The organism is Streptomyces sp. NPDC055140 (genome assembly GCF_053607285.1).
Map to the genome: position 1 here is coordinate 12,961 of NZ_JBSGTG010000031.1, position 14,323 is coordinate 27,283.

At 67.0% G+C, this 14,323-nt stretch carries 12 protein-coding genes; 2 read left to right on the forward strand and 10 right to left on the reverse strand.

The genetic code is table 11. The annotated features are described in order from the left end of the window. Positions 1 to 12: 12 nt before the first annotated feature. The 4 genes from rplW to rpsJ are packed head-to-tail and all read right to left on the reverse strand — an operon-like array spanning position 13 to position 2,057. A complete protein-coding gene (gene rplW / locus ACWFR4_RS38990) occupies positions 13 to 429 on the reverse strand; it encodes a 50S ribosomal protein L23 (RefSeq protein WP_100594884.1) in 417 nt (138 codons plus the stop codon). Then, complete coding sequence (gene rplD, locus ACWFR4_RS38995) at positions 429 to 1,082, reverse strand: 50S ribosomal protein L4 (protein WP_100594885.1); 654 nt, start codon at positions 1,080 to 1,082, stop codon at positions 429 to 431. Before rplD ends, rplW begins: the two co-directional genes overlap by 1 nt. 7 nt (positions 1,083 to 1,089) lie before the next feature. Continuing rightward, the gene (rplC, locus tag ACWFR4_RS39000; RefSeq protein ID WP_100594886.1) at positions 1,090 to 1,734 is read right to left on the reverse strand and encodes a 50S ribosomal protein L3; all 645 of its coding nucleotides are present in this window, start codon (positions 1,732 to 1,734) and stop codon (positions 1,090 to 1,092) included. A gap of 14 nt (positions 1,735 to 1,748) precedes the next feature. Further along, entirely contained in the window at positions 1,749 to 2,057 is a 309-nt protein-coding gene (gene rpsJ / locus ACWFR4_RS39005; RefSeq protein WP_003948644.1) for a 30S ribosomal protein S10, read from the reverse strand. A gap of 508 nt (positions 2,058 to 2,565) precedes the next feature. Here rpsJ and ACWFR4_RS39010 point away from each other — a divergent pair. After that, positions 2,566 to 2,877, forward strand: coding sequence for a hypothetical protein (locus tag ACWFR4_RS39010; protein WP_453656432.1), 312 nt, complete (start codon positions 2,566 to 2,568; stop codon positions 2,875 to 2,877). 155 nt (positions 2,878 to 3,032) lie between these two features. Next, positions 3,033 to 5,126, forward strand: coding sequence for a PIG-L family deacetylase (locus tag ACWFR4_RS39015; RefSeq protein WP_453656433.1), 2,094 nt, complete (start codon positions 3,033 to 3,035; stop codon positions 5,124 to 5,126). Between the two features lie 103 nt (positions 5,127 to 5,229). Here the strand turns inward: ACWFR4_RS39015 and tuf are convergent, their stop codons facing one another. The 6 genes from tuf to ACWFR4_RS39045 all read right to left on the reverse strand — a co-directional run bounded on the left by tuf (position 5,230) and on the right by ACWFR4_RS39045 (position 14,261). Next, positions 5,230 to 6,423 (reverse strand): elongation factor Tu, encoded by a 1,194-nt coding sequence (gene tuf, locus ACWFR4_RS39020; RefSeq protein ID WP_366122482.1) that lies wholly within the window; start codon positions 6,421 to 6,423, stop codon positions 5,230 to 5,232. Between the two features lie 150 nt (positions 6,424 to 6,573). Then, positions 6,574 to 8,700 (reverse strand): elongation factor G, encoded by a 2,127-nt coding sequence (gene fusA, locus ACWFR4_RS39025; RefSeq protein ID WP_453466865.1) that lies wholly within the window; start codon positions 8,698 to 8,700, stop codon positions 6,574 to 6,576. Positions 8,701 to 8,739: 39 nt separating this feature from the next. Continuing rightward, a complete protein-coding gene (gene rpsG, locus ACWFR4_RS39030) occupies positions 8,740 to 9,210 on the reverse strand; it encodes a 30S ribosomal protein S7 (RefSeq protein ID WP_081218873.1) in 471 nt (156 codons plus the stop codon). Positions 9,211 to 9,212: 2 nt separating this feature from the next. Continuing rightward, positions 9,213 to 9,584, reverse strand: coding sequence for a 30S ribosomal protein S12 (gene rpsL, locus ACWFR4_RS39035; protein WP_003948652.1), 372 nt, complete (start codon positions 9,582 to 9,584; stop codon positions 9,213 to 9,215). A 376-nt stretch (positions 9,585 to 9,960) separates the two neighbouring features. Beyond that, positions 9,961 to 10,170: a hypothetical protein gene (locus ACWFR4_RS39040; RefSeq protein ID WP_453466863.1), complete on the reverse strand. Its 210-nt coding sequence runs from the start codon at positions 10,168 to 10,170 to the stop codon at positions 9,961 to 9,963. 191 nt (positions 10,171 to 10,361) lie between these two features. Beyond that, positions 10,362 to 14,261, reverse strand: a complete 3,900-nt coding sequence (locus tag ACWFR4_RS39045; RefSeq protein ID WP_453466861.1) for a DNA-directed RNA polymerase subunit beta' — start codon at positions 14,259 to 14,261, stop codon at positions 10,362 to 10,364. Positions 14,262 to 14,323 lie beyond the last annotated feature (62 nt).

The window sequence follows — 14,323 nt, forward strand, 5'->3', positions numbered from 1 at the left end:
CAAGGCGCTCCGTTAGGAGGCCTGGCCGAAGATGTCGATACGGTCGCCCTCAGCGAGGGTCACGATCGCGCGCTTGCTGTCGGCACGCTTGCCGAAGCCCGTCTTGGTGCGCTTGCGCTTGCCCTGACGGTTGATCGTGTTGACTCCGGTGACCTTGACCGAGAAGACCGCCTGGACGGCCTGCTTGATCTGGGTCTTGTTGGCACGCGGGTCAACGATGAAGGTGTACTTGCCCTCATCGAGGAGCGCGTAGCTCTTCTCGGAGACGACCGGCTTGAGGAGGACGTCACGGGGATCCGTGAAGCTCTTGCTCAGCGGCGTCTCAACGGTGTTCTTGCCCTCGGCCTCGTGGCGCTTCGCCTTGGCGATGCGCGCGGCCTTGGCGGCCTTGGCCGCCTTGGGGGCGATGCTCGGGTGACGCGTAGCCATCAGGCTTCGCTCCCTTCGGTGTCAGTGGCCTGCGGGCCGGACACGAAGGACTCGAAGGCGGCCTGAGTGAAGACCACGTCGTCCGAGACGAGAACGTCGTACGTGTTCAGCTGGCCCGGCTCCAGGATGTGGACCTGGGGCAGGTTGCGAGCGGAGAGCAGCGCGGCCTCGTCGGCACGGTCGATCACGAGGAGCAGGTTCTTGCGCTCCGAGATCTTGGCGAGCAGCGACTTGGCGGCCTTGGTGGAGACTCCGCCGTCGACCACGCCGGTGACGACGTGGATGCGAGCGTTGCGGGCCCGGTCGGTGAGGGCGTGGCGCAGGGCCGCGGCCTTCATCTTCTTCGGGGTCCGCTGCGAGTAGTCACGCGGCTGCGGGCCGTGGACGACGCCACCGCCGGCGAACTGCGGCGCACGGGTCGAACCCTGGCGCGCGCGGCCGGTGCCCTTCTGGCGGTAAGGCTTGCGCCCACCACCGCGGACCTCGCCGCGACGCTTGGTCTTGTGCGTGCCCTGACGGGCAGCGGCCAGCTGTGCGACGACGACCTGGTGGAGAAGCGGGATGCTGATCTTCTCTACGTCGAAGATCTCCGCGGGGAGCTCGACCGTCCCGGCCTTGTCGCCTGCCGGCGAAAGGATGTCAATGGTGCTCATCGGTTCCTCAAACCCCCTTGGCCGCGGTACGGACCAGGACGAGGCCACCGTTCGGACCCGGGACTGCGCCCTTGATGAGGAGCAGACCCTTCTCCGCGTCAACGGCGTGAACGGTCAGGTTCTGGGTGGTGACCCGCTCGTTGCCCATGCGACCCGCCATGCGCATGCCCTTGAAGACACGGCCGGGAGTGGCACAGCCACCGATGGAACCGGGCATGCGGTGCACACGGTGGGCACCGTGGGACGCCTTGCCACCCTTGAAGTTGTGGCGCTTCATGACACCGGCGAAGCCCTTGCCCTTGCTCTTCGCGGTGACGTCAACCTTGACGCCGGCCTCGAAGACCTCGGCCGTGATCTCCTGGCCCAGCGTGTACTCGCTGGCGCCGGGGGTACGGAGCTCCACCAGGTGGCGGCGCGGGGTTACATCGGCCTTGGCGAAGTGGCCCTTGAGGGGCTTGTTCACCTTGCGCGGGTCGATCTCGCCGAAGGCGATCTGGACCGACTCGTAGCCGTCAGTGTCGTTCGTACGGACCTGGGTCACGACATTCGGACCGGCCTTGACCACGGTGACCGGGACGACACGGTTGTTGTCGTCCCAGACCTGGGTCATGCCGAGCTTCTCGCCCAGGATGCCCTTGATCTGCTTAGCCATCTCTTCCGCGCCTCTCAGAGCTTGATCTCGATGTCAACGCCGGCCGGAAGGTCCAGGCGCATCAACGAGTCAACGGTCTTGGGCGTCGGGTCGAGAATGTCGATCAGGCGCTTGTGCGTGCGCATCTCGAAGTGCTCGCGAGAGTCCTTGTACTTGTGCGGCGACTTGATGACGCAGTACACGTTCTTCTCAGTGGGCAGCGGCACCGGGCCTGCGACCGACGCACCAGTGCGGGTCACCGTCTCGACGATCTTCTTCGCCGAGCTGTCGATGACCTCGTGGTCGTAGGCCTTGAGCCGGATGCGGATCTTCTGTCCCGCCATGGCTACTAGTAGTCCTGTCTCTCGAAACGCTCTGGAACCTGGCGGGTCCTATTCCGTCCTCCTCCGACCCACGCGGTCGGGCGTGTCGCAGTCTCACTGACAGAAATATCCATACGGATTTCCCTGCTCGGGAGCTGCAGCCCTGGGACCGCGAAGCCGGGGGAAGAAACCCACCGGGCGCCTGGCTGAACGACCTCACTGCACTTCCCGAAAGATTCCCGTACGTCCGCCCTAGCGCTGCCTGCGGATCTTTCGACCTTCTGGCAGATGGGGCGACGAGTACTGTGGGACTCGCTTCCGGTCCTCCCGGCGGGAGGCGCGCAGCATCGGCACTCAACCGAGCAACCCCGACAGTCTGCCACAGGCCGACCATGCCTGGCCAATCGAGCCGTAGAGAGTACCCCCGGAGTGACGAAGGTCAAACCGGGGGTGGGTGTTGCGGGGCGGCGTCTTCGTGCCGGACGGTCGCCGGCATCTCCCGGCAGGAGATCGGAGGGCATCCGCACCGATGACAGACCTCGGACGCCCGGACGACGACCGCGGCTGCCTGCGGGGGGTACTGGCCCTGCCGTTCGGCGTGCTCACTCTCATCGGCGCGTACTTCTGCTGGACCGCCATGTCCATCCGGCCGTACGGGAGTTGGGACGACGAAGCGCAGTCGGGCATCGTCCTGTCGTGTGCCGTCACCATTGCGGCCGCCGGATCGGTGGCAGCGCTCTGGCTGCTGCCGTCCGTGCGGCGGGTCATCGGGTGGGTGTGGGTCGCGCCCGCTCTGTTGCTCGGGGTCGCGGCGGCGGTGCGGTGGGGCGTCTGCAGCTGAGACGCGAAACTCTCTCCCCGCGAAGAACGCCGGTTCGAGTGAACAGAACATGTCCTTGCATGGAACCTGCCCCCACTGACGAGCCTCTTCTCGGCTGAAGCACCGAGAAGCAGCGCACATTCCGACCGCTGCGTACGGCGGACGGAGGACGGCACGTGCGACGTGGACGTGAGCAGGACAAACGTGATCAGAACGCGGAGCACGGCGGGCGAATAGCCGACGAGGGTGAGGGCTTCCCTGCGGCGCCCGGCGTTCACGGGCGCCGGGCCGTGCTCATCGGAGGCGCCGCCGTCGCCGTCGCCACCGCGGCCGCCCTCGTGGGCCACACGGCCACGACCGCGCCCCCGGCCCGCACCACCGCTCCCTCCCCCGCCTCCGGCCGCCCCGTCGCCGAGGGCGATCACGCCCTGCTGCTCCAGGTCCTCGCTCACCCCGACGACGACCTGTACTTCATGAACCCGGACACCAGCCAGGCCGTCGCCGCCGGCATCCCGCTGGTCTGCGTGTACGTCACCGCGGGCGAGGCCGACGGCGTCAACAAGATCCCCGGCCGCCCGCACCCCCCGGCCGACAAGTCCGCGTACGCCTCCGCCCGTCACCAGGGGCTCCGCCAGTCCTACGCCACCCAGCTCGGCCTGCCGGTCTTCAGCGGCTGGCGCACCGAGGTCGCCACGCTCGCGGGCGGGCACCAGGCCGAGGTGAACACCCTGGAGCACCGGGGCCGCCGCGTCGAGCTGGTCTTCCTCGACCTCGCGATGCACACCCCCGCGGGCCACATGGGCGCCCCGGCGCTGTGGCGGGAGCGCGGACTGCCGCTGCGTACGGTCGTCGTCGACGGGTCACCAGTGCGCCGGGCGCGGATGTACGACTACGACGGCCTCGTCGACGTGCTCGTGACCCTCTTCGAGCGCTACCGGCCCACCCTCGTGCACACGCTCGACCCGGACCCCGACATCCAGCACAGCGATCTGCGTACGCGGATACATGACAGCGAGCAGCCCGGTTTCTCCGACCACGCCGACCACACGGCCGTGGCCGCGTTCACCTGGGCGGCGCTGATCCGCTGGTCGCAGACCGCGGCCGACGGGCCGCCCCCGTTCGCGGCCACCGCCTTCCGCGGCTACTACAACCACCACTGGCCCGACAACCTCCCCGAGGCCGTGCTGCACGCCAAGGCCGAGCGCCTGATGCCGTACGGCGCGGCCCCGGACTGGCAGTGCGGCAACCCCTCGGGCTGCGGCGACTACAACGTCGGCGGGGACCGCCCCCTCACCAACCGCAAGGGCTGGGTCCGCTCGACGCACTACCGCTACCCGGGCCCACGGATCGCCCTCGCCCAGGAACCGGACGGCAAGCTGACCGGCTACGGCGTGCTCGGCATGCGGGCCGTCCGCTGGCGCGAGACCCCACAAGGGGTCTTCGGCCGGCCCACGGACCTGGGCGGCGGCCCGCTCGCGCCGGCCCTCGGCTCCACGACCCTCAGCGACGGACGTCAGCTGCTGTTCGGCCTGCGGCTCGCGGCCCTCGAAGGGCGCGGCGGCTCCGACCTGCGCGAGATCGTCGCCCTCGAACAGCGGGCCGCCGGTGGGGAGTTCGGCGTCTGGACCGGACTCGGCAACCCGGAGGCCGACCCCGTGCGCGGACGCCGCATCGGCGTCCCCGTCGCCGTCACCGCACCCGACGGGCAGGTCCACCTCTTCGTCAGGGACGCCTCCCAGGGCATCAGTACGCGCGTACGCGGCCTCGACGGGCGCTGGTCCCCGTGGCGCGGCCTCGGCGGCGGGCCCGTACAGGACGGCCTGACCGCGGTCGTCGGCGAGGACGGCGGCGTGCATGTGTACGGGCCGGGCCGCGACACAGTGCACCACTGGACTCCGGAGGGGCCCGCGCCGCTCGCCGGGCTGCCGGTGCCTGCCGACGCCGTGGCCGCAGCGGGCGGCCGGCTCTACTACCGGGCCCCCGCCTCGTCGGCGCTGACGGCGACGGCCGGGCCCCCGGTCGACTTTCCGGGCTACGGCCCTGTGACCGCCGACGGGCCGTACCTCCTGGGCCGGGACACCGGCGGCACGCTCCAGGTGCTGTACCGCGGCCGGACCCAGCGGGCCGCGCGTGACCTGGTCACCCTCGACGGACCCGCCCTGCGCGCCACCCCGCGCGGCCCCGTGGCCGCAGGCCTCTCCCCCGCAGCCCGGCCATGGCTGTGGCGCCCGGACAGCTCCACCGGCACCGGGACCGCCCGCAAGATCTGAGCCCCAAGAAAGAAGAACGCATGCGAAAGGGGCCCGTACGACCGAAGTCGTACGGGCCCCTTCTGGTGCTCGCTGGAGCTACCAGGTCAAACCGTCAAGGAAATTACTTGACGATCTTGATGACCTGGCCGGCGCCCACGGTCCGGCCACCCTCACGGATGGCGAACTTCAGGCCCTCTTCCATGGCAACGGGCTGGATGAGCGTAACGGTCATCTCAGTGTTGTCGCCCGGCATGACCATCTCGGTGCCCTCGGGGAGGGTCACAACGCCGGTCACGTCCGTCGTGCGGAAGTAGAACTGCGGGCGGTAGTTGTTGAAGAAGGGGGTGTGACGGCCACCCTCGTCCTTCGACAGGATGTAGGCCTGGGCCTCGAACTCGGTGTGCGGCGTGACCGAACCGGGCTTGATGATGACCTGGCCGCGCTCGACGTCCTCGCGCTTGATGCCACGGAGGAGCAGACCGACGTTCTCACCGGCCTGGCCCTCGTCGAGCAGCTTGCGGAACATCTCGATGCCGGTGACCGTGGTGGTGGTCTTCTCCTGCTTGATGCCCACGATGTCAACGGTCTCGTTGACCTTGAGGACACCACGCTCGATGCGGCCGGTGACGACGGTGCCACGACCGGTGATCGTGAAGACGTCCTCGATCGGCATCAGGAACGGCTTGTCGACGTCACGCTCGGGCTGCGGGATCGACTCGTCGACGGCGGCCATGAGGTTCAGGATCGACTGACCCCACTCCTTGTCGCCCTCGAGCGCCTTGAGCGCCGAGACCTTGACGACCGGCAGGTCGTCGCCCGGGAACTCGTACTCGGAGAGGAGCTCACGGACCTCGAGCTCGACGAGCTCCAGGATCTCCTCGTCGTCCACCATGTCGGCCTTGTTCAGGGCGACGACGATGTACGGAACGCCGACCTGGCGGGCCAGGAGCACGTGCTCCTTGGTCTGCGGCATCGGGCCGTCGGTGGCGGCGACCACGAGGATGGCACCGTCCATCTGCGCGGCACCCGTGATCATGTTCTTGATGTAGTCAGCGTGACCGGGGCAGTCGACGTGCGCGTAGTGACGCGTCTCCGTCTGGTACTCGACGTGCGCGATCGAGATCGTGATACCGCGCTGGCGCTCCTCGGGAGCCTTGTCGATCTGGTCGAAGGCCGAGGCCTCGTTCAGGTCCGGGTACGCGTCGTGCAGCACCTTGGTAATGGCGGCCGTGAGGGTCGTCTTACCGTGGTCGATGTGACCGATGGTGCCGATGTTGACGTGCGGCTTAGTCCGCTCGAACTTTGCCTTCGCCACTGGGTCCTCCTGCGGAGTGGTTCTGTACGCCTTGCTTCATCGGCGCCAGGTGATCTTTGCTGGGATACCCGGTGCCCGGGGCACCCGGCCTGAAGAGGCCGGAATGCCCCAGAGCTCCGGAGTCAAGCCTAAAGCGTGAACTCGGGTGAGTTACTCGCCCTTGGCCTTCGCGATGATCTCCTCGGCGACGTTCCGCGGAACCTCGGCGTAGGAGTCGAACTGCATCGAGTAGCTTGCGCGACCCGACGTCTTGCTGCGGAGGTCTCCGACGTAGCCGAACATCTCCGAGAGGGGCACGAGGCCCTTCACGACACGGGCGCCACTGCGCTCCTCCATGGCCTGGATCTGGCCACGGCGGGAGTTGATGTCGCCGATGACGTCACCCATGTAGTCCTCGGGCGTGGTGACCTCAACGGCCATCATCGGCTCGAGCAGCACGGGCTTGGCCTTGCGCGCGGCCTCCTTGAACGCCTGCGAACCGGCGATCTTGAAGGCGAGCTCGGAGGAGTCGACCTCGTGGTAGCCACCGTCGAGAAGGATGACGCGGACGCCAGTCATCTCGTAGCCGGCCAGGATGCCGAACTGCATGGCCTCCTGCGCACCCGCGTCCACCGACGGGATGTACTCCCGGGGGATGCGGCCACCGGTGACCTTGTTCACGAACTCGTACGTGGCGTCGCCGCTGTCGATCGGCTCGATCGCGATCTGCACCTTGGCGAACTGACCGGTACCACCGGTCTGCTTCTTGTGGGTGTAGTCGTGACGCTCGACGGCCTGACGGATCGTCTCGCGGTAAGCGACCTGCGGCTTGCCGACGTTCGCCTCGACGCGGAACTCGCGCTTCATGCGGTCGACGAGCACCTCGAGGTGAAGCTCGCCCATACCACCGATGATGGTCTGGCCGGTCTCCTCGTCCGAGTGGACCTGGAAGGAGGGGTCCTCCTCCGAGAGGCGCTGGATGGCGACACCCAGCTTCTCCTGGTCGCCCTTGGACTTCGGCTCGATGGCGACCTGGATGACCGGCGCCGGGAAGTCCATGGACTCCAGGATCACCGGCTGCTTGTCGTCACAGAGCGTCTCACCCGTGGTGGTCTGCTTCAGACCCATGACGGCGACGATGTCACCGGCGCCCACCGACTCGATCTCCTCACGCTTGTTCGCGTGCATACGGTAGATCTTGCCGATGCGCTCCTTCTTGCCCTTGACGGAGTTCAGCACGGCGGTGCCGGACTCCAGGCGGCCCGAGTAAACCCGGACGAAGGTGAGCTTGCCGAGGTGCGGGTCGCTCATGATCTTGAACGCCAGCGCCGAGAGGGGCTCCTCGTCGGACGGCTTGCGCTTGACGACCTTCTCCGCGTCCTTGACGTCGTGGCCCTCGATGGCCTCGACGTCCAGGGGAGAAGGCAGGTAGCGCACGACGGCGTCGAGCAGGGGCTGAACGCCCTTGTTCTTGAACGCGGTGCCGCAGAACACGGGGGTGACGGTGGTGTCGCCGCCCTTGCCGGAGGCGATGGTGATGCGACGGACCGCCGCGTACAGCTGGTCCACCGAGGGCTCAGTGCCCTCGAGGTACAGCTCCATCATCTCTTCGTCGTTCTCCGCGACGGCCTCGAGCAGCTTGCCGCGCCATTCCTCGGCAGCCTCGGTGTGCGTGGCCGGGATGTCGACGATGTCGTACGCCTCGCCCTTGGCGGCCTCGGCCGACCAGACGAACGCCTTCATCGTGACGAGGTCGACAACACCCTGGAAGTCCATCTCGGCGCCGATGGGCAGCTGCATGACCAGCGGGGTGGCACCGAGGCGGTTGACGATCATGTCAACGCAGCGGTGGAACTCAGCACCCGTACGGTCGAGCTTGTTGACGAAGCAGATACGCGGCACGCCGTAGCGGTCCGCCTGACGCCAGACAGTCTCGGACTGGGGCTCAACGCCGGCAACGCCGTCGAACACCGTCACGGCACCGTCGAGGACGCGGAGCGAACGCTCCACCTCGACGGTGAAGTCCACGTGGCCCGGGGTGTCGATGATGTTGATGGTGTGGTCGACATCGTTCAGCGGCCAGTGACAGGTGGTGGCAGCAGACGTGATCGTGATGCCACGCTCCTGCTCCTGCTCCATCCAGTCCATGGTCGCGGCGCCGTCGTGGACCTCACCGATCTTGTACGAAACACCGGTGTAGAACAGGATCCGCTCGGTGGTCGTCGTCTTGCCCGCGTCGATGTGGGCCATGATGCCGATGTTGCGCACATGGGCCAGGTCAAGTGAAGTGGTAGCCATCTCGGCTCAGTCTTCTCTCGGTCTCGATGTGGGTAGCGACTACCAGCGGTAGTGCGCGAAGGCCTTGTTGGACTCGGCCATCTTGTGGGTGTCCTCGCGCTTCTTCACAGCGGCACCAAGGCCGTTGGAGGCGTCGAGGAGCTCGTTGAGGAGACGCTCGGTCATCGTCTTCTCGCGACGGGCGCGGGAGTAGCCGACCAGCCAGCGCAGGGCCAGCGTGCTGGCGCGACCGGGCTTGACCTCGATCGGCACCTGGTACGTGGCGCCACCGACGCGGCGGGACTTGACCTCAAGGGTCGGCTTGATGTTCTCGAGCGCGCGCTTGAGCGTGATGACCGGGTCGTTGCCGGTCTTCTCGCGCAGGCCCTCCATGGCGCCGTACACGATGCGCTCGGCGGTGGAGCGCTTGCCGTTCAGCAGCACCTTGTTGATGAGGGAGGTCACCAGAGGAGAACCGTAGACCGGGTCGATGATGACCGGGCGCTTCGGGGCGGGGCCCTTACGAGGCATTCTTACTTCTCCTTCTTGGCGCCGTAGCGGCTGCGGGCCTGCTTGCGGTTCTTGACACCCTGGGTGTCGAGGGAACCGCGGATGATCTTGTAACGAACACCAGGCAGGTCCTTCACACGGCCGCCACGCACGAGCACGATGGAGTGCTCCTGCAGGTTGTGTCCCTCACCCGGAATGTAGGCCGTGACCTCGATGCCGCTGGTCAGACGCACACGCGCGACCTTACGGAGGGCCGAGTTCGGCTTCTTCGGGGTGGTCGTGAAGACACGCGTGCAGACGCCGCGACGCTGGGGCGAACCCTCGAGTGCGGGCGTCTTGTTCTTCTCGACCTTGTCCTGCCGGCCCTTCCGGACCAGCTGCTGGATCGTAGGCACTACTTCTCCGGTTTCTGTGTGCCGAATAGTAAAACTAACCTGGAACATCTCCCGACCCACGCGGTCGGGTGTGTCGAATACTGTGAACTCCCGCCGCCAAGCGGGAAGGGCGCAGATTACGGTGGCCCTTCTCGGACTCCCGCAGCGGCTGACGACACGCACGAGAGCCCAGGCACACCCCAGGCACAAGGTCTGAGCGTACCTACCTCATCGGGTTCGGTCAAAACAAATGCAGTCCACCGCGACACGCCGGACGTGTCACACCCCCGAACCATCCGTTCGTGGCCCCATCCTGGCCACTCCGTGTTCGTGCACCACTCGGTTTCAGTAGCTTGATCGCTCGCTGCAACGATCGGGGGCACATGACGGGGCGCATCTACCGGGTGACGGAGGTCTCGACGACCGTGTGCCCTTCCTGGCCCGCCTCGAGAGCGCGGACCGCTGGGGGCTCCTCGCACTCGGCCGTGAGCTGAGTTTCGCGCCCCGCATCGAGCTCCTGCACCAGCACGCGCCGTCGTCGCACGTCCTGTTCACGGGGCAGGGAGCGGTGCCGGGGCACCCGTACGCGGCCGCCCACGTCCGGCACGCCATACGTCCCCCAGCAGGCGCCCTGGGCTCCCTACGGGCCCGCCCTACGCGGCCGCCGGGCCGAACCCCGCGATGCCCCCGACTCCCTGCCTCCAGCCCATCCGCTGACCGCGGCCTGCTGCTCCTGGAAACGACGAAGGGCGCCCACCCCGTAGAAACGGAGTGGGCGCCCTTCGTCAGACGTACGCCTTACTGGTTGTACGGACCGTAGTCGTAGTCCTCCAGCGGAACGGCCTGGCCGGAGCCCGTGCCGAACGGCGAGTAGTCGATGTCGTCGTAACCGACGGCCGAGTACATCGCGGCCTTGGCCTCTTCGGTCGGCTCGACCCGGATGTTGCGGTAGCGGGACAGACCCGTACCGGCCGGGATGAGCTTACCGATGATGACGTTCTCCTTGAGGCCGATGAGGCTGTCGGACTTGGCGTTGATCGCCGCATCCGTCAGGACTCGGGTCGTCTCCTGGAAGGAGGCGGCCGACAGCCAGGATTCCGTCGCCAGCGAGGCCTTGGTGATACCCATCAGCTGCGGACGGCCGGAGGCGGGGTGACCGCCCTCGGTGACCACACGACGGTTCTCGGTCTCGAACTTCGAGCGCTCGACGAGCTCGCCCGGCAGCAGCTCCGCGTCGCCGGACTCGATGATCGTCACGCGGCGCAGCATCTGCCGGATGATGATCTCGATGTGCTTGTCGTGGATCGACACACCCTGCGAGTTGTAGACCTTCTGGACTTCGCCGACCAGGTGGACCTGGACCGCACGCTGACCGAGGATCCGCAGCACGTCATGCGGGTTGGTGGCACCGACGGTGAGCTTCTGGCCCACCTCGACCGCGTCGCCCTCGCCGACCAGGAGACGGGCACGCTTCGAGATCGGGAACGCCGTCTCGTCGCTGCCGTCGTCCGGGGTGACGACGAGCTTCTTGGTCTTCTCGGTCTCCTCGATACGGACGCGGCCCTTCGCCTCCGAGATCGGGGCGACACCCTTGGGCGTACGAGCCTCGAAGAGCTCGACGACACGGGGCAGACCCTGGGTGATGTCGTCACCGGCCACACCACCGGTGTGGAAGGTACGCATCGTCAGCTGGGTACCGGGCTCACCGATGGACTGGGCGGCGATGATGCCGACCGCCTCACCGATGTCGACCAGCTTGCCGGTGGCCAGCGAGCGTCCGTAGCAGAAGGCACAGGTGCCGACCGTGGACTCGCAGGTGAGAATCGAGCGGGTCTTGACCTGCTCGACACCGTGCTGGATCAGCTGGTCGATGAGCACGTCGCCCAGGTCGACGTTGGCCGGCGCGATCACCTTGCCGTCGATGACGACGTCCTCGGCGAGCATGCGGGCGTAGACGCTGGTCTCGACGTCGTCCGTCTTACGAAGGACGCCGTCCTCGCCGCGCTCACCGATCTGCAGCTTGAGGCCGCGCTCGGTACCGCAGTCCTCCTCGCGGATGATCACGTCCTGCGAGACGTCCACCAGACGACGGGTCAGGTAACCCGAGTCGGCGGTACGCAGGGCGGTGTCCGCCAGACCCTTACGGGCACCGTGCGTGGAGATGAAGTACTCCAGAACGGTGAGGCCCTCACGGAAGGACGCCTTGATCGGACGCGGGATGGTCTCGTTCTTCGCGTTCGACACCAGACCACGCATACCGGCGATCTGACGCATCTGCATCATGTTTCCTCGGGCACCCGAGTCAACCATCATGAAGATGGGGTTCGTCTTGGGGAAGTTCGCGTTCATCGCCTCGGCAACCTCGTTGGTCGCCTTGGTCCAGATCGCGATGAGCTCCTGCGTGCGCTCATCCTTGGTGATCAGACCGCGCTCGTACTGCTTCTGGACCTTCTCGTCCTGCGCCTCGTAGCCCGCGACGATCTCCTTCTTGGCCGCGGGGACCACGACGTCGGAGATGGCCACGGTGACACCGGAACGGGTCGCCCAGAAGAAGCCGGCCGCCTTCAGGTTGTCGAGCGTCGCCGCCACGATGACCTTGGGGTAGCGCTCGGCCAGGTCGTTGACGATCTCGGAGAGCTGCTTCTTGCCCACCGAGTAGTCGACGAACGGGTAGTCCTCGGGCAGCAGCTCGTTGAAGAGCGCGCGGCCCAGGGTCGTACGCAGCCGGAAGCTGTCGCCCGACTGGTACTCCGGCTCGCCTTCCTCGACGGCCGGCGGGGTCCAGCCACGCGGCGGGATGGTGCCCACCGGGAAGCGGATGTCGACGGACGACTGGAGCGCGAGCTCGCCGGCGTCGAACGCCATGACCGCCTCGGCGGTGGAGCCGAATGCACGGCCCTCGCCCTTGACGTCACGGAGCTCACCGTCGGTGGTGAGGAAGAACAGACCGAGGACCATGTCCTGGGTCGGCATCGTCACCGGACGGCCGTCGGCGGGCTTGAGGATGTTGTTCGAGGACAGCATCAGGATGCGGGCCTCGGCCTGCGCCTCCGCGGAGAGCGGAAGGTGCACGGCCATCTGGTCACCGTCGAAGTCCGCGTTGAACGCGGTGCAGACGAGCGGGTGGATCTGGATGGCCTTGCCCTCGACCAGCTGCGGCTCGAAGGCCTGGATGCCGAGGCGGTGCAGCGTCGGCGCACGGTTCAGCAGAACCGGGTGCTCGGCGATGACCTCTTCCAGGACGTCGTACACGACCGTGCGGCCGCGCTCGACCATGCGCTTGGCGCTCTTGATGTTCTGCGCGTGGTTCAGGTCGACCAGGCGCTTCATCACGAACGGCTTGAAGAGCTCCAGTGCCATGGCCTTCGGGAGACCACACTGGTGCAGCTTCAGCTGCGGGCCGACGACGATGACGGAACGCGCCGAGTAGTCGACTCGCTTACCGAGCAGGTTCTGACGGAAACGACCCTGCTTGCCCTTGAGCATGTCGGACAGCGACTTCAGCGGACGGTTGCCGGGGCCCGTGACCGGGCGACCACGACGGCCGTTGTCGAAGAGCGCGTCGACGGCCTCCTGAAGCATGCGCTTCTCGTTGTTCACGATGATCTCGGGGGCACCGAGGTCAAGGAGTCGCTTCAGGCGGTTGTTGCGGTTGATCACGCGGCGGTACAGGTCGTTCAGGTCGGAGGTCGCGAAGCGGCCACCGTCCAGCTGCACCATCGGACGCAGGTCCGGCGGGATGACCGGGACGCAGTCGAGGACCATGCCCTTGGGCTTGTTGGCCGTCTGCAGGAACGCGGAGACGACCTTCAGGCGCTTGAGCGCACGGGTCTTCTTCTGGCCCTTGCCGGTGCGGATGATCTCGCGGAGGCGCTCGGCCTCCTCGTCGAGGTCGAAGGACTCCAGGCGCTTCTGCAGTGCGGCAGCACCCATGCAGCCGTCGAAGTACGTGCCGAAACGGTCACGCAGCTCGCGGTAGAGGAGCTCGTCGCCCTCGAGGTCCTGGACCTTGAGGTTCTTGAAGCGGGCCCAGACCTCGTCGAGACGGTCGATCTCGCGCTGCGCACGGTCGCGCAGCTGCTTCATCTCGCGCTCCGCGCCTTCGCGCACCTTGCGGCGCACGTCGGCCTTGGCACCCTCGGCCTCGAGCTCGGCCAGGTCGGTCTCGAGCTTCTTGGCGCGGGCCTCCAGGTCGGAGTCGCGACGGTTCTCGATCTGCTGACGCTCCACCTGGACGTGCGCCTCGAGGGAGGGCAGGTCGCGGGTGCGGCGCTCCTCGTCCACGAACGTGATCATGTACGCCGCGAAGTAGATGACCTTCTCGAGGTCCTTCGGGGCGAGATCAAGCAGGTAGCCGAGGCGCGACGGAACGCCCTTGAAGTACCAGATGTGCGTGACAGGCGCGGCCAGCTCAATGTGACCCATCCGCTCACGACGCACCTTGGCGCGAGTGACCTCGACGCCGCAGCGCTCGCAGATGATGCCCTTGAAGCGGACACGCTTGTACTTACCGCAGTAGCACTCCCAGTCCCGGGTCGGACCGAAGATCTTCTCGCAGAAGAGTCCGTCCTTCTCGGGCTTGAGGGTGCGGTAGTTGATGGTCTCGGGCTTCTTGACCTCGCCGTGCGACCAGGTCCGGATGTCGTCCGCGGTGGCAAGGCCGATCCGCAGCTCGTCGAAGAAGTTGACGTCGAGCACTGTGCGTCAATCCCTCTTTCGGGGTTGTGCCCCTCGCGTTAGCGAGAAATAAGGCGCTTCAT

Bases quoted from the DNA above. Each gene is read 5' to 3' on its own strand.
- ACWFR4_RS39010 (WP_453656432.1), top strand. From the start codon at position 2,566: ATGACAGACCTCGGACGCCCGGACGACGACCGCGGCTGCCTGCGGGGG.
- rpsJ (WP_003948644.1), bottom strand. From the start codon at position 2,057: ATGGCGGGACAGAAGATCCGCATCCGGCTCAAGGCCTACGACCACGAG.
- rplW (WP_100594884.1), bottom strand. From the start codon at position 429: ATGGCTACGCGTCACCCGAGCATCGCCCCCAAGGCGGCCAAGGCCGCC.
- rpsG (WP_081218873.1), bottom strand. From the start codon at position 9,210: ATGCCTCGTAAGGGCCCCGCCCCGAAGCGCCCGGTCATCATCGACCCG.
- fusA (WP_453466865.1), bottom strand. From the start codon at position 8,700: ATGGCTACCACTTCACTTGACCTGGCCCATGTGCGCAACATCGGCATC.
- rplC (WP_100594886.1), bottom strand. From the start codon at position 1,734: ATGGCTAAGCAGATCAAGGGCATCCTGGGCGAGAAGCTCGGCATGACC.
- rplD (WP_100594885.1), bottom strand. From the start codon at position 1,082: ATGAGCACCATTGACATCCTTTCGCCGGCAGGCGACAAGGCCGGGACG.